This is a genomic window from Nonomuraea sp. NPDC048881 (assembly GCF_040649795.1).
Taxonomy (GTDB): Bacteria; Actinomycetota; Actinomycetes; order Streptosporangiales; family Streptosporangiaceae; genus Nonomuraea.
The window spans coordinates 176,938-200,508 of sequence record NZ_JBEZGC010000016.1; the positions used below are offsets into that span (position 1 = coordinate 176,938).

At 76.3% G+C, this 23,571-nt stretch carries 18 protein-coding genes; 7 read left to right on the forward strand and 11 right to left on the reverse strand.

Translation table 11 applies throughout. From position 1 onward, the window contains the following. The first annotated feature begins 15 nt into the window (after positions 1 to 15). The 3 genes from AB0C33_RS39770 to AB0C33_RS39780 are packed head-to-tail and all read left to right on the forward strand — an operon-like array spanning position 16 to position 1,903. The gene (locus AB0C33_RS39770) at positions 16 to 933 is read left to right on the forward strand and encodes a LysR family transcriptional regulator (protein ID WP_358297725.1); all 918 of its coding nucleotides are present in this window, start codon (positions 16 to 18) and stop codon (positions 931 to 933) included. Positions 934 to 971: 38 nt separating this feature from the next. Further along, entirely contained in the window at positions 972 to 1,706 is a 735-nt protein-coding gene (locus tag AB0C33_RS39775; protein WP_358297727.1) for an HAD-IA family hydrolase, read from the forward strand. Then, the gene (locus tag AB0C33_RS39780; protein WP_358297729.1) at positions 1,703 to 1,903 is read left to right on the forward strand and encodes a hypothetical protein; all 201 of its coding nucleotides are present in this window, start codon (positions 1,703 to 1,705) and stop codon (positions 1,901 to 1,903) included. The genes AB0C33_RS39775 and AB0C33_RS39780 overlap by 4 nt, the downstream gene beginning before the upstream one ends. A 9-nt stretch (positions 1,904 to 1,912) precedes the next feature. Here the strand turns inward: AB0C33_RS39780 and AB0C33_RS39785 are convergent, their stop codons facing one another. Beyond that, positions 1,913 to 3,490, reverse strand: a complete 1,578-nt coding sequence (locus AB0C33_RS39785; protein WP_358297731.1) for an FAD-dependent oxidoreductase — start codon at positions 3,488 to 3,490, stop codon at positions 1,913 to 1,915. Between the two features lie 90 nt (positions 3,491 to 3,580). Between AB0C33_RS39785 and AB0C33_RS39790 the strand changes: the two genes are divergently transcribed. Beyond that, on the forward strand, positions 3,581 to 4,171 hold the full coding sequence (locus tag AB0C33_RS39790; protein ID WP_358297733.1) for a helix-turn-helix domain-containing protein: 591 nt from the start codon (positions 3,581 to 3,583) through the stop codon (positions 4,169 to 4,171). Positions 4,172 to 4,253: 82 nt separating this feature from the next. On the opposite strand, the gene AB0C33_RS39795 is transcribed toward AB0C33_RS39790, so the two are convergent. Beyond that, positions 4,254 to 4,709: a VOC family protein gene (locus AB0C33_RS39795; protein WP_358297736.1), complete on the reverse strand. Its 456-nt coding sequence runs from the start codon at positions 4,707 to 4,709 to the stop codon at positions 4,254 to 4,256. A gap of 77 nt (positions 4,710 to 4,786) precedes the next feature. Further along, the gene (locus tag AB0C33_RS39800; protein ID WP_358297738.1) at positions 4,787 to 5,746 is read right to left on the reverse strand and encodes an iron-siderophore ABC transporter substrate-binding protein; all 960 of its coding nucleotides are present in this window, start codon (positions 5,744 to 5,746) and stop codon (positions 4,787 to 4,789) included. A gap of 58 nt (positions 5,747 to 5,804) precedes the next feature. Between AB0C33_RS39800 and AB0C33_RS39805 the strand changes: the two genes are divergently transcribed. From AB0C33_RS39805 to AB0C33_RS39815, 3 genes are read left to right on the forward strand one after another with little or no spacing between them, the layout of a single operon-like run. Beyond that, positions 5,805 to 7,889: an iron chelate uptake ABC transporter family permease subunit gene (locus AB0C33_RS39805; RefSeq protein WP_358297740.1), complete on the forward strand. Its 2,085-nt coding sequence runs from the start codon at positions 5,805 to 5,807 to the stop codon at positions 7,887 to 7,889. A gap of 1 nt (position 7,890) precedes the next feature. Beyond that, positions 7,891 to 8,982 carry an enterochelin esterase gene (fes, locus tag AB0C33_RS39810; RefSeq protein WP_358297742.1) on the forward strand — a complete coding sequence of 364 codons (1,092 nt, stop codon included), beginning with the start codon at positions 7,891 to 7,893 and terminating at the stop codon, positions 8,980 to 8,982. Beyond that, positions 8,979 to 10,094, forward strand: coding sequence for an amidohydrolase (locus tag AB0C33_RS39815; protein WP_358297744.1), 1,116 nt, complete (start codon positions 8,979 to 8,981; stop codon positions 10,092 to 10,094). Before fes ends, AB0C33_RS39815 begins: the two co-directional genes overlap by 4 nt. Positions 10,095 to 10,119: 25 nt before the next feature. Here the strand turns inward: AB0C33_RS39815 and AB0C33_RS39820 are convergent, their stop codons facing one another. The 8 genes from AB0C33_RS39820 to AB0C33_RS39855 all read right to left on the reverse strand — a co-directional run bounded on the left by AB0C33_RS39820 (position 10,120) and on the right by AB0C33_RS39855 (position 23,284). Further along, the gene (locus AB0C33_RS39820; protein WP_358297746.1) at positions 10,120 to 11,526 is read right to left on the reverse strand and encodes an MFS transporter; all 1,407 of its coding nucleotides are present in this window, start codon (positions 11,524 to 11,526) and stop codon (positions 10,120 to 10,122) included. Then, positions 11,523 to 11,717, reverse strand: coding sequence for an MbtH family protein (locus tag AB0C33_RS39825; RefSeq protein WP_358297748.1), 195 nt, complete (start codon positions 11,715 to 11,717; stop codon positions 11,523 to 11,525). The genes AB0C33_RS39820 and AB0C33_RS39825 overlap by 4 nt, the downstream gene beginning before the upstream one ends. Further along, a complete protein-coding gene (locus tag AB0C33_RS39830) occupies positions 11,714 to 18,892 on the reverse strand; it encodes an amino acid adenylation domain-containing protein (RefSeq protein ID WP_358297750.1) in 7,179 nt (2,392 codons plus the stop codon). Before AB0C33_RS39830 ends, AB0C33_RS39825 begins: the two co-directional genes overlap by 4 nt. Further along, positions 18,889 to 19,107 carry a phosphopantetheine-binding protein gene (locus AB0C33_RS39835; protein WP_358297752.1) on the reverse strand — a complete coding sequence of 73 codons (219 nt, stop codon included), beginning with the start codon at positions 19,105 to 19,107 and terminating at the stop codon, positions 18,889 to 18,891. The genes AB0C33_RS39830 and AB0C33_RS39835 overlap by 4 nt, the downstream gene beginning before the upstream one ends. Continuing rightward, the gene (locus AB0C33_RS39840; protein ID WP_358297755.1) at positions 19,100 to 19,747 is read right to left on the reverse strand and encodes an isochorismatase family protein; all 648 of its coding nucleotides are present in this window, start codon (positions 19,745 to 19,747) and stop codon (positions 19,100 to 19,102) included. The genes AB0C33_RS39835 and AB0C33_RS39840 overlap by 8 nt, the downstream gene beginning before the upstream one ends. Position 19,748: 1 nt before the next feature. Then, the gene (locus tag AB0C33_RS39845; RefSeq protein ID WP_358297757.1) at positions 19,749 to 21,284 is read right to left on the reverse strand and encodes an AMP-binding protein; all 1,536 of its coding nucleotides are present in this window, start codon (positions 21,282 to 21,284) and stop codon (positions 19,749 to 19,751) included. Continuing rightward, positions 21,271 to 22,365, reverse strand: coding sequence for an isochorismate synthase (locus AB0C33_RS39850; RefSeq protein ID WP_358297759.1), 1,095 nt, complete (start codon positions 22,363 to 22,365; stop codon positions 21,271 to 21,273). The genes AB0C33_RS39845 and AB0C33_RS39850 overlap by 14 nt, the downstream gene beginning before the upstream one ends. Positions 22,366 to 22,528: 163 nt before the next feature. Further along, positions 22,529 to 23,284 (reverse strand): 2,3-dihydro-2,3-dihydroxybenzoate dehydrogenase, encoded by a 756-nt coding sequence (locus tag AB0C33_RS39855; RefSeq protein ID WP_358297761.1) that lies wholly within the window; start codon positions 23,282 to 23,284, stop codon positions 22,529 to 22,531. Positions 23,285 to 23,571: the final 287 nt, after the last annotated feature.

Consider the following 23,571-nt stretch of genomic DNA (forward strand, 5'->3'; position numbering starts at 1 on the left):
GTATGCGTGATCGTCATGGCCTTCACCGACGCGTCGCTCACCGCCCTGCGGGTCTTCCGGGAGGTCGCCGAGCGCGGCACGCTCACCGCGGCGGCCACCGCCCTCGGCTACACGCAGTCCGCCGTGTCCCGGCAGATCGCCGCGCTCGAACGCGCCGCCGGGGCCCGTCTGCTGGAGCGGCGGCACGACGGCGTGCGCCTGACCGCCGCCGGACGGCTCGTCCTCCGCCGCGCCGCGGCCGTCGTGGACGAGGTCGACGCCGCGGCCAGGGAGCTGGCCGGGCGGCCCGGCGAGCCGGCGACCGTCCGGTTCGGCTGGTTCGCGGCGGCGGGGGCCGCGCTGGTGCCCCGCGCGCTGGCCGAGCTGCGCCGCACGCGTCCGTCCATCGCGGTCACCGGGCGGGAGGACGGCAGCTCGGCCCTGGTCCGCGCGTTGCGGGCCGGCACCCTGGACCTGGCCCTGCTCAGCTCGGCCCCGCCGTTCCGCGCCCCGGACGCCGAGACGCCGCCGCTGGAGATCGAGATCCTCACCGAGCGCGGCCTGCGGGTGGCCGTCCCCGCCGGGCACCCGCTGGCCCGGGGCGAGTACGTGGACGTCGCCGACCTGCACGGCCGTCCCTGGATCGCCAGCCCGGCCGCCCCGGCGAACGAGAGCCCCACCCTGGGCGTGTGGCCGGGCCTGGACGAGCGGCCGGAGACGGTGTTCGTCGTCCGCGACTGGCTGGCCAAGCTCGCCCTCGTGGCGGCCGGCTGCGGGCTGACCACGGTGCCGGCGTCGATGGGCCCGGCCCTGCCGGAGGGCGTACGGGTGCTGCCGGTGCGGGGCGGGCCGCGCGAGCAGCGGCGGCTGCTGCTGGCCCGCCTCCCCGGCCCCGTCCCCGGGCCGGTCGCGGACCTGGCGGGCGCGCTGCGCGCCGCCGCCGTCGGCTCCTGAGACGGCCACCGGTTATGGTGTGGCCTGTGATCCGTGCCGTGGTGGTTGATGTCGACGACACCCTGTGCCTCACCGAGGCCGCGTGCTTCGAGCTGGAGAACGAGGTCCTGGGGCGGCTCGGCCACGGGCCCATGTCCAGGGCGGTGCACGTGGCGACCTGGGGCCGGTCGCTGCACGAGGCCATGCCGCTGCGCTCGCCCGGCCTCGACCTGGCCGCCTACCTGCCCCTGCATCACGCCGTGCTGCGCGAGTACGTGGCGGCCGGCCTGGTCGACGTCGTCCCGGGGGAGAACCTGCGCGCGATCGACGAGCTCAACGCGGCCGGGCGCGCGGTCATGCTGCTGACCTCGCGCGACGAGGCCGAGATGGAGCACCTGATGGCGCCGGGCCACGCGCTCGACGGCCGGATCGCGGCCGTCTACCACGCCGGCAACACCCGCTTCGGCAAGCCCGACCCGCGCGCCTTCGACGAGCTGCTGGCCGCCACCGGCCTGGCCCCCGACGAGTGCCTCTACGTGGGCGACTCCCCCACCGACGCCGCGGCGGCCACCGGCGCGGGCCTGCGGTTCGTCGCCTGCATGCAGAGCGGGCTGCGCCGGCCCGCCGACTTCGCCCCGCACCCGGTCGACGCCTTCATCGACGCCTTCCCCGACCTGACCGGCACCGTCGCCCTGCTGGAGGAGGCCGCCCGCGGCCCGCTGACGACGGCCCTCGACCAGCGCGTCCCGGTGTCTGGACGAGGGGGCCGGGGTGGCGTAGAGCCGAGGGTATGAGCGCCTCGGAACTGCCGGACGACGAGCTGCGCGCCGCCGTCGCCGCGCGCCGGGAGCTGGGTCCCGACTACGAGCAGGCCCTGGTGGACTCGTTCCTGGAGCGGGTCGGCCACGAGATCTACCGCAAGGTCGAGGAGCGGCTCGCCCAGCGCGCCCCCCAGGACAGCGGCCTCGCCCTGCGCGAGCGCCGCCGCTGAGCGCTCGGGTCAGCCGCGCCGCCGGATCCTCAGCACGTTGTCGACGCGGACGGCCGGCGCGCCGCCCGGGGCGGTCTGGGCGCGTTCGAACTCCTCGGCCCGCAGCACCTCCCACTCCCCCTCGGCCAGCTCCAGAGCGTCCAGCACCTGCTGCGGGGTGGGCAGCTCGACGCGGGCTTCAGGCTCCCACGGCGGGGGGCCGGCGTGCCCGAGCACCAGGAGCTGACCGCCGGGCGCGACGGCCGCGGCGGCGGCGCGCAGGACCTTCTCGCGCGACAGCTCGGCGGGCGAGTGCAGGTAGCTTGCGGTGACCAGGTCGTACTCGCCCTCGGGGAAGGACTCGGCCAGGTCGTGGCGCTGCCAGTCGACGCGCTCGGCCACGCCCGCCTCCGCGGCGTGGACGGCGGCGCGGGCCAGGGCCACGCCGGAGATGTCGGCGGCGGTGACCCGCCAGCCGCGGCGGGCCAGCCACACGGCGTCGGCGCCCTCGCCGCAGCCCAGTTCCAGCGCGGTGCCAGGTGCCAGGTCCGCGACCTCCTCGACCAGGCGCACGTTGGGGTTGCCGCTCCAGATCCGTTCGGACTGCCCGTAGCGCTCGTCCCAGAACTGTTCGCCGGAGACCGGAGCGGCGGCGGCCGCCACCGCGCGGCGGGTCTCCTCCTCGATCAGGTCGGCGTTGATCGCCGCCGCCGCCCTGACCCCCGCGGCGGCGGCGCCGATGACGTTCTCGCCCAGGTTGGCCACGTTCCCGGCCACGAACACGCCGGGGACTCCGGTCGCGCCGGCCGGGTCGGCGGGCACGTGGACGCCCATGACGTGCCCGTTCATGAACTGCTCGGCCGTCTCGACGCCGAGTCCGGCCAGCAGGGCGGAGCGGGCGGTGAAGCGCGGGGCGACCACGAAGGCCCGGCACGGAACGACGTCGCCGTTCTCCAGGGTGACGCCGGTGAGCGGGCCGGAGTCCGGCGACAGGCCGGCGACCCGCCCTTCGACGACGGTGACGCCGCGCGCGGCCAGCCTGGCCCGGTCCTCCTCGCCGAGCGGCGGGGCGGTGTGTGTGAAGAGCGTCACGTCGTCGCTCCACTGCCGCCACAGCAGCGCCTGGTGGGCGGCGATCGCGCCGGCGGCCAGCACGCCGATCGGCTGGTCGCGCACCTCCCACCCGTGGCAGTACGGGCAGTGCAGCACCTCCCGGCCCCACCGCTCGGCCACGCCGGGCAGGTCCGGCAGCTCGTCCACCAGGCCCGTGGTGACCAGCAGCCGGTCCGCCACGACCGCGGACCCGTCGGCCAGCCGCACGCGGAAGCCGCCGGCGTCCAGGCGTTCGGCCGCCACGACGGAGCCGGTGACGAGCTCGCCGCCGTACCCGGCCACCTCGTCGCGGCCGGCGGCCAGCAGGTCGAGCGGCGGGGTGCCCTCCCGTCCCAGGTAGGTGTGCACGCCGTCGGCCGGGGCGTTGCGCGGCCGCCCCTCGTCGATCACCAGCACCCGGCGGCGGGCCCGGCTCAGGGTCAGGGCGCCGCTGAGCCCGGCGGCCCCGCCGCCGACGACCACCACGTCGTACTTGTCGTCCATCTTGTCGTCCACGCGTTCCTCCAGAGATGTGCCGATGGCACACTGTGCGTCCCGCGCGACGCGGTTGACAAATGTCGTTGCCGAAATGGCAAGCTGGGCCGCATGGACGAGACACCGGATCTCGACGAGGTCCTGCGGGCGGTGGGGCCGCGGCTGCGGGCGTTGCGGCAGCGGCGGGGCGTGACGCTGGCCCAGCTCGCCGAGGCCACGGGCATCTCGGTCAGCACGCTGTCGCGGCTGGAGTCGGGCGGCCGCCGGCCCACGCTGGAGCTGCTGCTGTCGCTGGCGCGCGCCCACCAGGTGCCGCTGGACGAGCTGATCGACGTGCCGCCGACCGGCGATCCGCGGGTGCACCTGCGACCGGTGTCGCGGCACGGCATGACGTACATCCCGCTGAGCCGGCGTCCCGGCGGGATCCAGGCGTACAAGCAGATCTACCCGCCGGGCTGGCCCCACGGCGAGTACGAGCAGCGGGCCCACGAGGGCTACGAGTGGCTCTACGTCCTGTCCGGGCGGCTGCGCCTGCTGCTCGGCGAGCACGACGTGCTGCTGACGGCGGGCGAGGTGGCCGAGTTCGACACCCGTGTGCCGCACGCGTTCGGCAATCCCGGCCCCGAGCCCACGGAGGTGCTCGCCCTGTTCGGGCGGCAGGGCGAGCGCATGCACGTGCGCGCCCGCCCCACCGCCGGATGAGCCACCGCCGGATGAGCCGCCGCCCGACGAGCCGCCGCCCGACGAGCCACCGCCCGACGAGCCACCGCTGAGGACGTGCCGGTCAGGAGGTGCCGAAGCCGTCCAGCTGCTCGCGTTCCTCCGGGGTGGCGAGCTCCTGGAAGACGGTGATGTGCAGGCCGCCGGGCGCGTCGAGGCGGGCGTTGAGCGACTGCCAGGGGGTGAGCGTGGGCGGGGCCACCTCGTCCGCGCCGGCCGACACCAGGCGGGCGGTGGTCGCACGGGAGTCGTCCACCTCGAAGGCGACCCGGAGCTTCGGCGCCACCTGCCGGCCCACCTCGACGTCGTCGATCATCTTCTTCTGGGCCGGGTTCGCGATCTCCAGGGTGGCCCGGCCCGCGTCGAGGATCGCCACGCGGGCGCCGTCGCCGGAGGAGTAGGCGGCCTCCTCGGGCAGGCCGAGCACGTCGCGGTAGAAGGTCAGCGCCGCCTCGTAGTCCTCCGCCTCGACGACCAGCCGGAGCTGTCGGACGGCCGGGGCGTCGGGGTGGTCGTTCATGGGTTCTCCTCATCGGATGCGGACGATCTCCCCCGCCAACCCGCGCCGCGCCCGGCAAATTCCCTTTCCAGGCTCGTTCAGGCGGCGGTGAGGGCCTTGACCAGGTCGTCCAGGACGACGCCGGCGGCCAGCGGGGCGCCGCGGGTGCTCCAGACCGAGCCGTTCACCGGCACGACGTGTCCCGCCTTGACCGCTCTCAGCTCCTTGAAGGCGGGCGTCCGCCGCACCTCGTCGAGCGTCTTCTCGCCGTCGGCGGTCAGCGTGGAGACGAACAGCCATTCGCCGTCGATGTCCGACAGCGCCTCCAGGCTGAGCGGCATGGAGTGGGCGGTGCCGTCCTTGTCCTGGGCGGCGGGACGGGTCAGGCCGAGGTCGGTGGCGACGAATCCGGCGAACTGCCGCTTCTCCATCCAGCTCGGGCCCTGCGGGTTCCAGCGCACGATGCTCACCTCGGCCGGCTTGATCCTGGCCTTGGCCGCGGCGACGCGGGCGTCGTAGTCGGCCATGACCTTCCTGGCCGCGTCGAGCTTGTTGAGCGCGTTGCCGACGCCCATGAACGACAGCTTCCAGTCGTCGGTGGGGGCCATCGTGACCACGGTGGCCGGGGTGACCTTGCGGAGCTGGTCGAGCACCTGCTGGTCCTGGAGGTCGCCGGCGAGGATGAGGTCCGGACGGGCCTCGACGACCTTGTCGATGACCGGCTGCAGCAGGTTGCCCACGACCGGGATGCCCTTCACCTTGTCGGCCAGGTAGGCCGGCGGCGTGTCGATGCCCTGGCCGTTGGTGATGCCCACCGGGGTCACGCCGAGGGCCAGGACGGCGTCCAGGTCCTCCTGGGTGAGGGTGACCACGCGCTTGGGCCGGGCCGGGACCTTGATCAGGGTGCCGGTGGCGTCCTTGACCTCCCGGACGGCCGGCGCGGCGGCGGCGGCGGACGCGCCCGGCGCGGCGGGTGCGGAGGACGCGCCGCACGCCACGGCGGTCAGGACGGCGGCGGCGGCGACGAGCAGTCCGCCGACCCTGCGGAGAGGGGCCATACGAGCTCCCGAGCTAAGAATGAGGTAAGCCTTACCTTTTTTAGGTTAGCCTTACCTTATGTTTACGCAAGTCCGGGCCTTCGGACTCGGCGCCGCCGCGCTGCTGGCCCTGTGCGCGGCGTCCATGCTCACCGGCGCGGGCCGGGTCGCCCCCGGGCAGGTCCTCGACCACCTGCTCAGCGGCGGCGGGGACGACCACCTGCGCATGGTGGTGGACACGCTGCGACTGCCCCGGACGCTGGCGGCCCTCGTCATCGGCGCCGCGCTCGGGGTCTCGGGCATGCTGCTGCAGTCGGTCACCCGCAACCCGCTGGCCGAGACCGGGCTGCTCGGCGTGAACGCGGGCGCCGCCCTCGGCGTGGTGATCGGGATCGTCACCGCCGGGGCGCAGACCGGCGGCGCGTACCTGGGATGGGCGCTCGGCGGCGCGCTGCCGGCCACCGGGGTCGTGCTCGCGATCGGGGCCCGGCTCTCGCCGCTGAAGCTGGTGCTGGCCGGGGCCGCCCTGTCGGCCACGCTCACCGGGATCACCACGGCCGTGCTGGTGGCCGACCCGGTCACGTTCGACCAGTACCGGTTCTGGATCCTCGGCTCGCTGGCCGGGATCCCCATGGACCGGGTGCTGGCGATCGCGCCGGCGGTCGCGGCGGGGCTGGTCATGGCGGCGGTCGCGGCCCGGCCGCTGGCGGCGCTGGCGCTCGGCGACGACCTGGCCGTCGCGCTCGGGCACCGGCCGGGGCGCACGCGGCTGTGGGTGACGGTGGCGGTGACGCTGCTCAGCGCCGCGGCGGTCGCGGTGGCCGGTCCGATCGGCTTCCTCGGCCTGCTGGCCGGTTACCTGTCCAGGTCCCTGGGCGGGGGGCGGGTGGGGCCGCGGATCGTGCTGTCCGGGCTGGCCGGGGCGGTGGTGCTGCTGGGGGCCGACGTGCTGGCCCGGGTGGTCATGCGGCCGTACGAGGCGCCCGTGGCGCTGCTGGTCGCCGTGCTGGGGGCGCCGGTGCTGGTCGTGGTGGCCCGGTCCCGGGCGGTGGCCGCCGGGCCCGGTGACCTGGTCCCGTCCCGCGCGCCGCGGCGGCGGCCCGCCCGCGGGACCGCGCGGGCGGGTGGGCCTTCGCCTTCCGACACGCGCGTCGTGCGGCGGCGGGGCTGGTCGGTGCTGGTGCCCGTACGGTCCTCCGTGGCGGCGGCGGCGTTGCTGGCGGTCACCGCGGTGGCCGTCGTGGCGGCGGTGGCGGCCGGGCAGTCGGGCATGACGGCCGGGCAGGCGCTGAGTGCCCTGACGGGCGCGGGCGAGGGCGGGCACGTGCTGCTCGTCCAGGAGATCAGGCTGCCGCGGGTGGTGGCGGGGCTGGTGGCCGGGGCGGCGCTCGGGCTGTCCGGCTGCCTGACCCAGGCGCTGGCCCGCAACCGGCTGGCCACCCCCGACATGCTCGGCATCAACCAGGGCGCGGTCATCGCCATCATGGTCGCCGGGATGGTGTCCGCCTCGGGCACGCTGTTCGCCCACTGGTGGATCGGTCCCGTGGGCGCGCTGGCCGCCGCCGTGGCGGTGTTCGCCGTCTCGGGCGGCGTCGGCCGGCAGGGTTACCGGTTCATCGTGACGGGGCTGGCGCTGACCACGCTGGCCGGCGCGCTCACCCAGTCGCTGCTGGCCTGGCAGGGGCTCGGCTCGGCCACGGCCGTGCACTCCTGGAGCGTGGGCAGCCTGGCCGGGCGCGGCTACTCCGTCGCCCTGCCCGTGGCCGCGGGGCTGGCGGTGCTGGTCCCGGCCGCGCTCGCGCTGGCCCGCCGGGTGGCGGTGCTGCGCTTCGACGAGGACGTCAGCGCCGGGCTCGGCGTCGATCCAGGCCGGACCAGGATCGCCCTGCTGGCGCTCGCCGTCGTGCTGGCCGGGCTGGCGGCGGGCGTGGCCGGGCCCGTCGCGTTCGTGGCCCTGGCCGCGCCCGTCGTCGCCGCCCGGCTGGCAGGACCGGCCCGGCTGCCCCTGGTCGGCGCGCCGCTCACCGGCGCGGCGCTGGTCGTGATCGCCGACACGGCCGGACGCATGGCCGCCGACGGCGCCGAGATCCCCGTGGGCGTCGTGACCAGCATCCTGGGCGGCCCCTTCCTGCTGTGGACCCTGCTGTCGGACCGGAGGCCGTGACATGACACCCGCAACCACCCCGATCGTCGAGCCCGCCGGCACGCCCGGCCGGTGCAAGGTGACGTTCCTCTGGCGGCCCAGGTCGCGCGACGAGCAGGCGGTCGTGCTGATCAACACGATGACCGACCGCGACCGGCACGCGGGCGACATAAGCAGACATGTCATGACCCGTCGTCCGGGCAGCGACCTGCTCCACCTGACCTACGAGCTCGACGCCGACCTGCGGGCCAGCTACCAGATCCTGCCCTGCGACCGGCTGCCGGGCACCGACCGGGACTCCTGGCTCCAGGTCATGCGCACGGCCGTGCCGGATCCGGGCAACCCGCTCACCGTGCCCGGCCCGCCGGACCGGCGTCCCTCATCGTTGCTGGAGCTGCCGCAGGCGCCGCCGCAGCCGTACCGGGAGCGCCGGCCGGGCGTGCCGCGCGGCCGGGTCGGCCAGGCGCGGTCGGGCGGGCGGCGGGTGTGGGTCTACACGCCGCCCGGCCCGGCCGCCGGTCCCCTTCCCGTCGTGGTGCTGCTGGACGGCGAGGTGTGGGCCGGGCGCGTCGCGCCCACCCTGGACAACCTGGTGAACGAGGGCCGCCTCCCGCCGCTCGTCGTGCTGATGCCCGACTCGGTGGACCGGCCGGCCCGGCTGCGGGAGCTGGCCTGCCACGAGCCGTTCGTCCGCTATCTGGCCGACGACCTGCTGCCGTGGGCGGAGCGCACGTGGCGGGCGACCAGCGATCCGGGGCTGACCGTGATCGCGGGGCAGAGCCTCGGCGGGCTGACCGCCTCCTACGCCGCGCTCCTCGCGCCCGGACGGTTCGGCAACGTCCTGTCGCAGTCGGGGTCGTACTGGTGGCCCGACGAGGATCCGGAACGGCTGACCCGCCGGTACGCCGCCGTCCCGAGGCTGCCGGTGCGCTTCCACGTCGAGGCCGGCCGGCTGGAGTGGATGCTGCTGGAGGAGAACCGCCGCTTCGCCGGCGCCCTCGCCGCCCAGGGGTACGAGGTGAGCTACACCGAGTACAACGGCGGCCACGACCCGGCCTGCTGGCTCGGCGGCCTGGCCGACGGCCTCACCGACCTCGCGGCGGGCTGGCTGTGAACGTCAGGGACGCGATCCACCGCCGCGCCGAGGCCCACGCCCCCGAGCTGGTCGCGCTCAGCCACCGGATCCACGCCCACCCCGAGACCGCGTTCGAGGAGCACCGGGCGGCCGCCTGGACCGCGGGCCTGCTCGAAGCGGGCGGGTTCGCGGTGACGGCGGGCGCGGGCGGCCTGCCGACGGCCTTCTCCGCCTCTCTCGGCAGCGGCCCGCTGACCGTGGCCTTCTGCGCCGAGTACGACGCGCTGCCCGGCCTCGGCCACGCCTGCGGCCACAACGTGATCGCCGCCGCCTCGGCCGGCGCGGGCCTGGCGCTGGCCCCGTTCGCCGACGAGCTGGGGCTGACCGTGAAGGTCGTCGGCACCCCGGCCGAGGAACGCGGCGGCGGCAAGGCGCTGCTGCTGGAGGCGGGGGTGTTCGACGGCGTGGACGCCGCCATGATGGTGCATCCCGGGCCGTTCGAGACCGTCCGGTTCCGCTCATTCGCGCTCGGCACCCTGGACGCCGAGTACACCGGACGGGCCGCGCACGCGACCCTCGCCCCGCACGAGGGCCGCAACGCGGCCGACGCGGTGACGCTGGCCCAGGTGGCGATCGGCCTGCTGCGCCAGCAGCTCCCGCACGACCTGCGCGTGCACGGCGTGGTCACCTCGGCGGGCGAGGCCCCCAACGTCATCCCGGCCAGGTCCGCGGCCTCCTACGAGATCAGGGCCGCCGCCGCGCGGGACCTGGCGGGGCTGCGGGCCCGGGTGGAGTCCTGCTTCCGCGGCGCGGCGACGGCGACCGGCTGCGAGCTGCGGCTGACCCGGCCGGAGCCCGACTACCTGGACTTCCGCGACGACGCCGCCCTGGCCCGTCTCTACGCGGCCAACGCCGCCGCGCTGGGCCGTCCGGCGCCGGTGGAGCGTGAGCCGTTCGCGGTGACGGACATGGGGAACGTGTCGCACGTCGTGCCGGCCGTCCATCCCATGCTGGACATCGGGGCGGGCGGGGCGGCGCCGCACGAGCCGGGGTTCGCGGCCGCGGCGGCGGCCCCGGCGGCCGACCGCGCGCTGGTGGAGGCGGCCGTCCTGCTCGCACTGACAACCGCCGACCTGGCGCTCACCCCGTAGCCCCGGACGGCCGCCGGCTTGGGGCTCAGCCGGTGGGGCCGGCCTTCCGCGCGATGACCGCGGTGGGCCGGAGCAGCGCCGCGGCGCCGCAGGCGGCCAGCAGGAACGCCGCGGCGGCCAGCAGTGCGGCGCGGTACCCGACCAGGGCCGCGGCCGCCGCGCACACGCCGACGCCGAGCCCGCCGCCGAGCATGCGCAGCGACTGGAACAGGGTCATGGCCCGGCCCATCACCTGCGGCCCGACCGTCGTGAACGCCGACACCTGCACCGCCGTCACGGCCTGCCCGAGCACCAGGCCCACGGCGAACATGACGGCCCGCAGCGTCCAGGGGCCCGGCTCGGCCAGCGCGAGGAACGCGAACAGCGCCGCACCGCCGAGCAGCCCCGCCGCCACCACCCGCCGCTCGCCCCAGCGGGCGCAGGCGCGGTCCACCAGGAACCCGGCGGCCATGAGCCCCAGCGCCTCGGGGAAGACGACGAGACCGGCGTCGGTGGCCGTGGCCGCCAGCGCGTCCTGGTACATCAGGGGGAAGGCGAACAGCATGCCGAGCAGCCCGGCGGCCGACAGCGTGGCGGTGGCCGCGCCGCGCAGGAAACCGCGGTCGGCCAGCAGACCCAGGTCCAGCAGCGGCAGCCCGGTGCTGCGCGCCGACCGGGCCAGCGCCCACACCAGGGCGGCTCCGGCGGGCAGCGCCGCCCAGGCGAGCGGCGACAGGCCGGCGGCGGCCTCGTTCAGCCCGTACATCAGCAGGCCGGACCCGGCGCCGGCCAGCAGCAGGCCGCGCACGTCCAGCCGCCCGCCGCCGGTGCCCCCGCCCGTGCCCCTGGCCGTCCCGCCGCCCGTGCCCCTGGCCGTCCCGCCGCCCGTGCCCCCGCCCGTGCCGGGGGCGGGCGGCGGCGCGGCGGCGCCGGCGAGCAGGGCCGCCGCGCCGAGCGGCAGGTTGACCAGGAACGCCCAGCGCCACGAGAGCGTGTCGGCCAGCAGACCGCCGAGCACCGGGCCGAGCGCGGGCGCGAGCGCGGTCGGCACCACGATGTGCCGGGACAGCCGCATGCGCTCCTCCGGGGCGTAGGCGGCGAACAACATGGCCATCCCGGCGGGCGTCAGCACGCCGCCCGCCGCGCCCTGCAGCACCCGGAAGCACACCAGCGACCCCAGGTCCCACGACAGCGCGCACAGCCCGGAGGCCGCCGTGAACGCGGCGAGCGCGGCCAGGAAGACGCGCGACGCGCCGTACCGGTCGCACAGCCAGCCGGCGACCGGCATGGCGATCGCGAGGCTGGCCAGGAACGCCGACTCCACGGCGTTCGCCGCGGCGGGCGGCACGCCGAGGTCGGCCGCGACGGCGAACAGCGCCGGGTTGACGATCGTCGCGTCCAGGCCGCTCACGCACATCGCCGTGACGTAGGCGGCCAGTACGCGGCCCCTCACCGGCGCAGGCTGCGGGGGCGCAGGTCGGTCCAGGACGCCTGGACGTAGGCCAGGCAGGCGGCCCGGCCGTCCGGCCCGAAGCGCACCGACCAGCCGTCGGGGACGGCGGCGAAGGAGGGCCACAGGGAGTGCTGGTCCTCGTCGTTTGCCAGGACGAGGAACTGCCCGTCCGGGTCGTCGAAGGGGTTCACGGGGTGTGCTCCTGGGTCGCGGGGGCGGCGCCACGGGGGCCGGGGCCGCCGGGTCGGTCGATTCCGTCGAGATGGTCGAGATGGTCGAGGTGGTCGAGGCGGGCGGCGACGATCGCGGCGATCTCGGCGATCGGGCCCGGCTGTGTCATGTCCTTGTGGCTGCAGGCCACGTCGTGCGTCTCGATCGTGCCGCCGACGTGCGGGCGCCAGGCGTCCGCGGTCAGGGTGTCGTCCACCGTGTCGACGGTGGCGCGGAAGAACAGCACGTCGCCGTCGAAGCGGCGGGTGTCGAGGGCGCGGACGAGGCGGTTGGTGTTGAGGTAGAGGTCCTTCAGCTCGGCCAGCGTCCCGGCCGGCAGCCCGGCCAGGGGGCTGGACTCGCGGCGCAGGATCTCCGCCACCCGCTCCAGCGTGAGGGCGGCGTCGGGGGCGAAGCCGGCCATCGTGAGCAGCGCCTCCAGCGCCTCGGCCTCGTCGGAGGGCGGCAGGTCGCGCATGCCCTCGGCGGGGTAGGCGTCCAGGACGGCCAGCAGCGCGACCTCCTGCCCGGCCAGCCGGAGCTGCACCGCCATCTCCTGGGCGATGATCCCGCCGGTGGACCAGCCCAGCAGGTGGTAGGGGCCGCGCGGGCGCACCAGCCTGAGCTGGGCCACGTAGTCGGCGGCCAGGCGGCGCAGCGAGGTGGGCAGGTGGTCGCGGCGGGCCTGCAGCCCGTAGATCGGGCGGTCCTGGACGTGCCGGATGAGGCCGCCGTAGCACCAGCTCAGCCCGCCCGCCGGGTGCACGCAGAACAGCGGCGGCCGGGAGCCGGACTCGCGCAGCGGCAGCAGCGTCCGCAGCGGGTCGGTGCGCGCGCCGCCCTGCGCCAGGGCGGTGAGCGCGGCGGCGGTCGGCGCCTCGAACAGCGCGCCGACGGACACCTCGGCGCCGAACACCTCCTTGACCCTGGCCACCAACCGGACCGCGAGCAGGGAGTGGCCGCCGAGGTCGAAGAAGCCGTCGTCCACGCCGACCCGGGGCAGGCCGAGCACCTCGGCGAACAGCGCGCACATCGCCTCCTCGCGCGGCCCGTCCGGCAGCCGGCCGCCGCCGGTGGGGGCGTCGGGGGCGGGCAGGGCGGCGCGGTCGAGCTTGCCGTTCACGGTGAGCGGCAGGGCGGGCACCCGGACGACGGCGGCCGGCACCATGTAGCCGGGCAGCACCCGCGCCACGAACGCCCGCACCTCCCCCACGTCGGCGTCCGTGGCGAAGGCGGGCCCGGCGGGCGCGGGCCCGGCGGAAGCGGGCCCCTCGGAGGCGGGCCCCTCGGAGGCGGTTCCGGCGGGGGCGGTTGCGGCGGAAGCGGTTGCGGCGGGCGGGACGATGTAGGCGGTGAGGCGCTGGTCGCCGGGCCGGTCCTCGCGGACGATCACGGCGGCCTGGGCGACCGACGGGTGCCGCAGCAGGGCCGCCTCGACCTCGCCCGGCTCGATGCGGAAGCCGCGCACCTTGACCTGCTGGTCGGCGCGGCCCGCGTAGTCGAGCGTGCCGTCGGCGCGCCATCTGGCCAGGTCGCCGGAGCGGTACATGCGGGTGCCGGGCCGTCCGAAGGGGTCGGCGACGAACCGTTCGGCGGTCAGGCCGGGCCGGCCGAGGTAGCCGCGGGCGAGGCCGTCCCCGGCGACGTACAGCTCGCCGACCACGCCGGGAGGCACCGGCCGCAGGCGGTCGTCCAGGACGTAGACCCGCAGGTCGGGGATGCCGCGCCCGATGGGGCTGCCGTGCTGTTCGCCGGGCGGCAGCACGTGGTGGGTGACGTGCACGGTCGTCTCGGTGATGCCGTACATGTTGACCAGGCGCGGCAGGTCCGGACGGCGGGCCCGCCAGGGGGCGAGGCGGGCGGGCTCCAGCGCCTCGCCGCCGAAGATCACGTACCGCAGGGCCAGGTCGCGGCCGTCGTCGGCGGCGATGAGCTGGTAGAACGCCGACGGCGTCTGGTTGAGCACGGTGACGCGCTCGCGTTCCAGCAGGGCGAGCAGGTCGCCCGGGGACCGGCTGGTCTCGTACGGCACCACGACCAGGCGGCCGCCGTACAGCAGCGCGCCCCACAGCTCCCACACCGAGAAGTCGAAGGCGTAGGAGTGGAACAGCGTCCACACGTCGGCGGGGCCGAACCCGAACCATGCGTCGGTGGCCGACAGCAGCCGGACGACGTTGTGGTGGGTGACGACCACGCCCTTGGGCCGCCCGGTGGAGCCGCTGGTGTAGATGACGTACGCGGCGTCCCCCGGACGCAGGTCGCGCTCCGGGTCGTGATCCAGCCAGTCGCCGAGGTCGCCCAGCCAGGACGCGTCCACGACGCACACCGGCCCGGCGTCGGCGATCATGTGGTCGGTCCTGGCGGCCGGGTGGGACGGGTCTAGCGGCAGGTAGGCCGCGCCCGTCTTGACCACCGCGAGCAACGCCGCCACCAGGTCGGGCGAGCGGGGCAGCGACAGCGCGACGACGGCGCCGGGCCGGGCGCCGTGGGCGATGAGCTTGTGCGCCAGCCGGTTGGCGCGCGCGTTCAGCTCGGCGTACGTCCAGGTGTCCACGGCGACGGCGTCCGGGGTGCGACGGGCCTGGGCCTCGAACAGGCCGGGCAGGGTGCCGCCGGGCTCGCTGACCAGGTCGCCGTTCCACTCCTCGACCAGGGTGCGGCGTTCGGCGGCGTCGAGCAGGTCGTACCCGCCGAGCGGCCGGTCCGGATCGGCCACGGCCTGTTCCAGCAGGCGGGCCAGCCGGCCGGCGAGGGCGCGGGCGGTGGCCCGGTCGAACAGGTCGCGGTTGTACTCCAGGAACCCGGCGCCGGACGGGCCGACGTTCAGGGTGAGGTCGAACTTCGCCGTCCCGGTGTGGACGACCTCGACGCCGGGCGGTTCGGCGGCGTCCTGGTGGACGAGCATGACCTGGAACAGCGGGTGCCGGTCGCGCGACCTGGGCGGGTTGAGCGCCTCGACGAGCCGGTCGAAGGGCAGCTCGGCGTGGTCGAACGCGGTCAGGTCGGCGGCCTTGACCCGGTCCAGCAGCTCGGCGAACGACGGGTCGCCCGAGGTGTCGGCGCGCAGCACGAGGGTGTTCACGTAGAAGCCGACGCTGCCGTCCAGGGCGCTGTGGCCGCGGCCGGCGACGGGCGTGCCGATCGGGATGTCGGTGCCCGCGCCGAGCCGGGTGAGCAGGGCGGCCAGGGCGGCGTGCAGCACCATGAAGACGCTGGCGCGGGCGCGGCGGGCCAGCGCCTCGACCTCGGCCATGAGGGCGGGCCGGAACGTCACGGGGACCGTGCCGCCCGCGCCGCCCAGCACGGCGGGCCGTGGCCGGTCGTACGGCAGGTCGAGCCGGTCCGGCAGGCCGGCCAGTGTGGCCCGCCAGTGTTCCAGCCCGGTCAGGGGCAGGTCGCGCTGCCACAGCGTGTAGTCGGCGTACTGGACGGGCGGCGGCCCGAACGCCGGCGCCTGGCCGCTCCGGCGGGCCTCGTAGGCCGCCCTCAGGTCCCCGACCAGTGGCCCCGCCGACCAGCCGTCGCCCGCGATGTGGTGCAGGACGAGCATCAGCACGTGCCCGTCGCGGCCGAGCCGCAGCAGGTGGGCGCGGAAGGGCGGCTCGGCGGCCAGGTCGAAGCCGCGGCGGGCGATCCGGCGCATGGCCGCGGCGGGCTCGTCCGGCTGCCAGACGGGAATCGGGACGCTGTACCGGTCCAGGACCCGCTGGCAGGGGACGCCATCGCGTTCGGGGAAGACCGTGCGCAGGATCTCGTGCCGGGCCACGACGTCGTCGAGCGCGGCCCGCAGCGCGGCGCGGTCCACGTCGCCGCCGAGCCGCAGCGCCAGCGGGATGTTGTACGTCGGGTTGGGCCCCTCCAGCCGATACAGGAACCAGAGCCTGGCCTGCGCGGACGACAGCGGCACCGGGTCGGGCCGCATCGCCGCCGGCCCGGTCCGCGGGGACGGGACCAGCGGCGGCCGGGGGGCGGCGGTGACGCCGAGCAGGGCCGCGAGCCCGGCCGGGGTGGGGGCGTCGAACACGGCCCTGATCGGCACGGCGGCCCCGAAGGTCTCCCTGATCCGCACGGTGAGGCGGGCGGCCAGCAGCGAGTGGCCGCCCAGGTCGAAGAAGCCGTCCTCGGGGCCCGCCGCCGGGAGGTCCAGCACCTCGGCGAACAGGGCGCACATGGTCTCCTCGGCGGCGTTCGCGGGCCCGCGGCCGGTGGCGGCCCTGGCCTCGGGGGCGGGGAGGGCGGCCCGGTCGAGCTTGCCGTTGGGCGTGCGGGGCAGCGCCTCCAGGGTGACGACCTGGGCGGGCGTCATCCCGACGGGCAACCGCGCGGCCGCGAACCGCAGCAGCTCCACCCCCGTCGAGAGGTCCGCGCCGGGCGCGCCGGGTGAGGTGGGGACGACGTAGGCGACCAGGCGGCCGGCGTGGGGGGCGACCGCGGCCGCGGCCACCGACGGGTGCTCCTCCAGCACCGCCTCGACCTCGGCCGGCTCGATCCGCACGCCGCGCACCTTGACCTGGTCGTCGGCCCGGCCCAGCAGTTCCAGCCGTCCGGGGGCGGCCCAGCGGGCGCGGTCGCCCGTCCGGTACAGCCGCGACCCGCCGGGACCGGCGACGAACCGCTCGGCCGTCAGGTCGGGACGCCCGAGGTAGCCGCGGGCCAGCCCCTCCCCCGCCAGGTACAGCTCGCCGGCGGCGCCCGGCGGCGCCGGTTGCAGCGCGTGGTCGAGCACGTGCGCCGACGAGCCCGCGGTGGGCCACTCCGAGCCGTCGCCGAGCCAGGTGTAGGCGTCCACGGTGGCCTCGGTGGGGCCGTAGTGGTTGACGGCGAACGTGCGCTCGCGCAGCGTCCGCCACAGCGGGCCGGGCACGTCCTCGCCGCCGACCACGACGACGCGCGGCGGCTCGGCCAGCAGGCCGGGCAGCTCCTTCAGGTGGGAGGGGGTCAGATCCAGGTAGTCGACGCCGTGCTCGCGGACGTAGGCGGTCAGGGCCTCGGGGTCGCGGTAGCGGTCGTCGCCGAGCAGGTGCAGCTCGTGACCGCCGATCATCCACAGCAGCGGGTCCAGGGAGGCGTCGAACGAGAACGACGCGGTGTGCGCGACGCGCAGCCGCCCGCCGTCCGGGAACAGGCGCTCGCGGTGGGAGTCCAGGAGGGCGGCGAGCCCGCCGTGGGTGCCCACGACGCCCTTGGGCCGGCCGGTGGAGCCGGAGGTGTAGATGACGTACGCGGCGTCGCCCGGCCCGGGGAGAGGCAGCGGATCCGGCGTGCCGGGCGCGTCCCCCGCCCAGCCGGGCGCATCCCCGGCCCAGCCGGGGGTGTCCCCGGCCCAGCCGGGGGTGTCCCCGGCCCAGCCGGGGGTGTCCCCGGCCCAGCCGGGGGTGTCCCCGGCCCAGCCGGGGGCGAGCACGACGGACGGGGCGGCGTCGGCCAGCATGAGGGCGCGCCGCTCCGCCGGGTAGGAGGGGTCCACCGGCAGGAAGGCCGCGCCGCTGCGCAGCACCGCCAGCAGCGCCACCACCAGCTCGGCCGAGCGCGGCAGGACGACGGCCACGACCCGCTCCGGGCCCGCGCCGCCGGCGGCCAGCCGCCGGGCCAGCCGGTCCACCCGCGCGCCCAGCTCCTCGTAGGTGAGCCTGTCGCCGTCGCACACCAGGGCCGTCTCGGCGGGCGTCAGCCGGACCCGTTCCAGGAAGGCATCCACCACGGTCCGCCCAGCGGTCCGGCCAGCGGTCCGCCCAGCGGTCCGGCCGTCCGTCCGGCCGTCGGCCTGCCTGGTGGCGCGGTTGGTCGGCGGTGGGGCCTCGGAGGGAAGGGCCGCGCGGTCCTCGGCGGTGAGGAGGGGGAGGCGGCCGAGCGGGGTGTCCGGGGAGGCGCCGGTCAGGGTGGTGAGGAAACCGGCCAGGCGTCGGGTGTGGGCGGCCAGGGCGGCCTGGTCGTAGCGGGCGGCGTTGCCGTCGAGTTCCAGGGTGAGGCGGTCGCCGTCGGGCAGCAGGGCCACGGCCAGGTCGTCCACCGGCCCGGCGGCCAGGTTGGTGACGGTGCCGGTCGCGTTGCCGAACTTCGTCTCGGCCGGGAACGGCTTGATGTTGAGCAGCGGGCCGAACAGCGCCCGCGACGTCCCGCCGAGGCCCAGGTCGCGGCGCAGGTCCTCGATGCGGTAGCGGCCGTGGCGGCGGGCCTCGGCGATCCGGCGGGCGGCCTGCCCGACCAGGTCGCCGACCGTGCGCCCGGGCCGTACGTCGAGCCGGACGGGCAGCACGTTGACCGTCAGGCACGGCACGCGGACGGCGGCCCCGGTGCGGTTCATCAGCGGCAGCCCGACCAGCACGTCGGTGCCGCCGGTGAGCCGTCCCACGTAGCAGGCCAGGCCGGCGGCGGCGACGTCGGCCCAGGTGGCGCGGGCGGCGCGGGCCAGGTCGTCCCACCGGGGCAGGGGCGGCAGGACGGCGCGCCGCCGGACGACCTCACGGGCCGACAAGGCGGGCGTCCCGGCGAGCCCGGCGACCTCGCGGGCCGACAGACCGGGCGTCCCGGCGAGCCCGGCGGGCTCGGGGGCGCCGGCCAGCCGCTCCAGCCAGTACGCCCGGTCGCGGGCCCGCCGTTCCGAGGCCAGGTACGCCTCCTCCTCGGCCAGCAGCGCCGCCATCGACCCGAACGGCCCCGCCCCCGGCGCCAGCCCGTCGGCCAGCGCCGTGTAGATGTCGGCGGTCCGGCCGACCAGCATCGACAGGGCGTAGGCGTCGATGAGGATGTGGTGGGCCCGCAGGTACCAGACGTGGTGGTCGCCGGCCAGGCGCAGCAGCGCGTGCCGCGACAGGGGGCCGGTGACGACGTCCACGGGCGCGGCCAGGTCGGCCCGCATCCAGGCGTCGGCCGCGGCCTCCGGGTCGGGCTCGGCGCGCAGGTCCAGCACGGTCAGGCAGCCGCGCAGCGAGTCGTAGTCGGGCAGGTACTGGGCCGGTTCGGCGGTGAAGCGCAGGCGCAGCGGCTCGGCCTCGGCCAGGCAGCGTTCCAGCGCCCGCGCGAAGAGGGCCGGGTCGAGCGGGCCGCGCAGGTCGATGCGGTCCGCGGCGTTGTAGACGGGGTTGGCGGGATCCAGGCGCTGGGCGAGCCAGATCCCGGCCTGGGCGCCCGTGAGCGGCATGGTCTGCACGGTCACGTGAGCAGCTCCGCCCAGGCCGCGATGGTGGGCCGGTCCACGAGGTCGGGGAAGCCGATGTCGCGGCCCTCCCGCTTCCACGCCTCGATGAGCGTCATCACCCTGATGGAGTCCAGGCCGGCGTCCAGCAGGTCGTCGTGCGGGCCGAGCTCGGCGGGCTCGACGTACAGCAGGACGGCGATCTGGGCGCGCAGGCGCTCCTCGGCCTCAGACACCGGCCACCGCCCCCGACAGGGCGCGGCTGACGCGCGTGGTCGTGGTGGTGACGGCGCACCGCTCGGCGGCGTAGGTGAGGGCCATCTCGTGGTGCCGCCGGGAGAAGTCGGCGACGGCGTCGGCGACCACGAACGCCTGCACGTCCCGCATGAACGCCTCGCAGGCGGTCATCAGCACGCCGATGTGGGCGTACACGCCGCAGATGACGAGCTGGTCGCGGCCCTGCCCGGCCATCAGCTCGGCGAGCCCGGTGCGCTGGTAGGCGCTGTAGCGCCACTTGGTGAGCAGCACGTCGCCGTCGCCGGGCGTCAGCTCGTCGGCGATCGCGGCCTCGCGCGGGTCGGCGCCGATGCCGGTGCCCCAGAAGTCCAGCAGCAGGCCGCGCTGCTCGGCGCTCTGGGCGCCGGGCTGGGCGGAGTAGACGACGGGCACGCCCAGCTCGGCGCACCGCTCGCGCAGCGCCAGCACGTTGGCCATCAGCTCGACCATCGGCGAGCGGCCGGGGGTGAAGGCGCGCAGGAAGTAGTTCTGCATGTCGTGCACGAGCAGCACGGCCCGGCGCGGGTCGGGCCGCCAGTCCACCCGGTCGGCCGGGAGCTCGGACGGCATGGCGTACGGTTCGATCCTGGGGATCGGCATGTCATGTCCTTTCGCGGAGGTGGCGCTTGCTGACCTTGCCGACCGCGGTCTGCGGGAAGGCGTCGACGAACTCGAACCGGTCAGGGATCTTGAAGACGGCGATGCCGCGCCCGCGCAGGAACGCGCGCAGCTCGGCCCCGCTGGGCGGGTCGCCGCGGCAGATGACGTAGGCGCAGGCCCGCTCCCCCAGGTAGGGGTCGGGCACGGCGACCACGCTGGCGTCATGGACCGCCGGGTGGGCCAGCAGGTGGTTCTCGACCTCCTCGCCCGCGATCTTCTCGCCGCCCCGGTTGATCTGGTCCTTGGCGCGTCCCTCGACGACCAGGTGGCCGGTGGGGGTGCGACGGACGATGTCGCCGGTGCGGTAGAAGCCGTCGTCGGTGAAGGCGGTCCTGTTGTGCTCCTCGGCCCGCCAGTAGCCGCGGATGGTGTACGGGCCGCGGGTCAGCAGGTGGCCGTGGTCGCTGTCGCGGCCGTCGTCGTCCAGGACGCGGATCTCGTCGTCGGGCGAGATGGGACGTCCCTGGGTGGCGACGATGGTCTCCTCGTCGTCGTCCAGGCGGGTGTAGTTGACCAGGCCCTCGGCCATGCCGAACACCTGCTGGAGCGTGCAGCCGAGCTCGGGCCGCACCCGCTTGGCCGCCTCCCGGGCGAACTTGGCGCCGCCGACCTGGAGCACCTCCAGGCTGGACAGGTCGTGGCCGGTGGTGGCGGCGGCGTCCAGCCAGACCAGGGCGAGCGGCGGGACGAGCGCCGCGATCGTGACGCGCTCGCGCTCGACGAGCGGGAAGCAGGTGCCGGGGCTGGGGTCGGGGGCCAGCACGGACGCGGCCCCGGCGCTCAGCGCCCCGAACACGCCGGGCGAGCTCATCGGGAAGTTGTGCGCGGCGGGCAGCGCGCACAGGTAGACGCTGTCCGGCCGCAGCGCGCAGATCTCGGCGCTGGCGCGGAAGCTGTAGATGTAGTCGTCGTGGGTGCGCGGGATGAGCTTGGGCAGGCCGGTGCTGCCGCCGGACAGCTGCAGGAAGGCGACGTCGCCGGGCGCGGGGCGGTGCGGGCCGCCGGGGTCTTCCCCGTCCGCGCTGTCCTCGTCCGGGTCGGCCTCGGGGAGCTCGCCGAGGACGTGCGCGGGCGTGCCGGGGGCGTGGGCCCGGTGCTCGTCGTCGGGGCAGATGTAGGCGGCGGCCTCGGTGAAGGAGCAGAAGTAGGAGATCTCGGCCGAGCGGTGGGCGGGCAGCGCGAACACCGGCCAGGCGCCGATCCGGAACAGCGCGAAGCACACCTGGTGGAACTCGGGCACGTTGGGGAGCTGGACCACGACGCGGTCGCCGCGGCCGATGCCGCTCGCGCGCAGCCCGGCGGCCAGGCGGTCGGCGCGCTCGTCCAGGTCGCGGAAGGTCCAGCGGGCGGTGGGCGAGATCAGGGCGGGGCGGGGGCCGTACGCGGCGGCCAGGTCGCGCAGCAGGCCGCCGAACGTCTCGCCGCGCCAGTAGCCGGCAGCCCGGTACCGCGCGGCCTCCTCCTCAGGCCAGTGCATCGGAGACCCCCAGGGCGCGCAGCATGGTGCGGAACTTGGCGGCGGTCTCGGCCAGCTCGGCCTCGGGGTCGGAGCCGGTGACGATGCCGGCGCCGGCGTACAGGCGCAGGGTGTGCTCGGCCACCTCGGCGCAGCGGATCGCCACGGCCCACTCGCCGTCGCCGGCGGCGTCGGTCCAGCCGGCCAGCCCGGCGTAGAAGCCGCGGTCGAACGGCTCCAGCTCCTCGATCATCCGCCGCGCCCCGGACTCGGGCGTGCCGCAGACGGCGGGCGTCGGATGCAGGGCGGCGGCCAGCGCGAGCACGCGGGTGTCGGGGTCGCGCAGCGTGCCGGTGACGCGGGTGGACAGGTGCCACATGGTCGCGGTGGAGGTCAGCTCGGGTGTGACGGGCACCTGGAGGCCCACGCAGTACGGCGCGAGCGCGTCGGCGACGGCCTCCACGACCAACCGGTGCTCGCGCAGGTCCTTGGCGGAGGCGGCCAGCGCGGCGGCCCTGCGCCGGTCCTCGGCGGGGTCGGCGCAGCGGGCCGCCGAGCCGGCCAGCGGGTTGCTGACCACCGCGCGCCCGTGGCGGGAGACCAGCAGCTCGGGGCTGGCGCCGGTGAGCGTGCGGCCGCCGGGCAGCGGCGCGGCGAAGGAGTAGCCGTGCCCGAGCAGCGGGCGCAGCAGCCCCGGCAGGTCGATCGGCTCGTCCGAGCGCAGCTCCACGGTCCTGGCGAGCACCACCTTGGCCAGGCCGCCGCGCTCCAGCTCGGCCAGGGCCCTGCGCACCGCGGCGGCGTACGCGGCCGGCTCGGGCACCCGCCTGCTCCACCAGCCGCCGCTGACCAGGGGGGCGGCGCCCGGCGGCAGCGGCGGCGACCAGGTCTCGGACTCGGGCAGGATCAGGTGGGCCGTGCCGTCGAAGCCGATGGCCCCGGCTGCCGGGCCGTCCACCCTGCCGGCCAGCGTGGCCAGGTCGCCGGCGGCGACGCCGCGCACCCCGCGGGTGAGCAGCGTGCCGCGGGCGGAGGCGAACAGCACCGACTCCGCGCGGTCGTAGCCCGCGAGCGGATCCGCCGCGGTTGTCAGCAGATGCAAGGGAGGTCCAATCTCGATCGGTCCAATCTCGGTCGGTCCATCTGGTTCGGCCCGCTGCCGGGCGGTCCGGGCGCGCAGGCCGCGGGCTCGGGGGCTCAGGGCAGGCTCGAAGGGGGCAGGTTCGGTGGGCGGGGTCGGGGTGGCGCAGGAGGGCCGGGGCGGGTCAGGCGTGGAGGGTGGCGCCGCCGTCCACGAGGAGGTCGTGCATGGTGATGTGCCTGGCGCGTGCCGAGCAGAGGAACAGCACCGCGTCGGCCACGTCGGCCGGGTCGGCCACCCGGCCGAGCGGGATGCCGAGGCGGAAGGCGGCCGGGTCGCCGTGCAGGGTGGCCGACAGCGCCTCGCCGGGGTCGGCGCCGTCCCACAGGGCGCGCAGCATGGCGGTGTCGGTCGAGCCGGGTGAGACGACGTTGCACCTGATGCCGTGCCTGGCGACCTCCAGGCCGAGGCAGCGGGTGAACATCCGGGCCGCCGCCTTGGAGGCGGCGTAGGCGGCCATGCCGACGCGCGGCACGCCGGCCGCGTTGGAGCCGACGGTGACGATCACGCCCCGCCCCCGCGGCGTCATGCGGCGGGCGACGGCGCGGGAGACGTGGAAGACGCCGTCGGCGTTGACGGCGAAGCTCTGCCTCCAGTGGTCGTCGCCGGTGCCGTCCACCTCGCCGGGCAGCAGCACGCCGGCGGTGTTGACGAGGATCGCGATCGGGCCGAGGTCCCGCTCGACCGCCGCGACGACGCGCTCGACGTCGTGCGGGTCGCGCACGTCCATGCGGTACGGCCGCCCGTCGCCGCCGGTCACCGGTCGCAGGTCGGCCGCGGCGACCACGGCCCCGGCCCCGGCCAGGGCGGCGCAGACGGCCGCCCCGATGCCGCGGGCCGCGCCGGTCACCAAGGCGATCCCGCCGTCGATCCCGTCCATTGCGGCACGTCCTCCCCGAATGCTTTAGTTAGGTAAGCCTTGCCTAATTTGAAGGCAAAGAGACCGTCTGTCAAGACCGCCGTCCGGACCCGGCGAGAGCCGTCGGGAGAGCCGCGTGAGGAGCGAGATCGGGGATGTCACCGCAGGTCGGAGACGCGAAAAGGCGGCGTGGCCGCGGCCGGGAGCCGCGGCGCGAGACCGTCATGGCGGTCAAGGCCGACGGCACCGGCAGGCGCAGGCTCGGCACGTCCAAGGGCGTGTGCCATCTGGCGTGGGCGGCGGGCGGC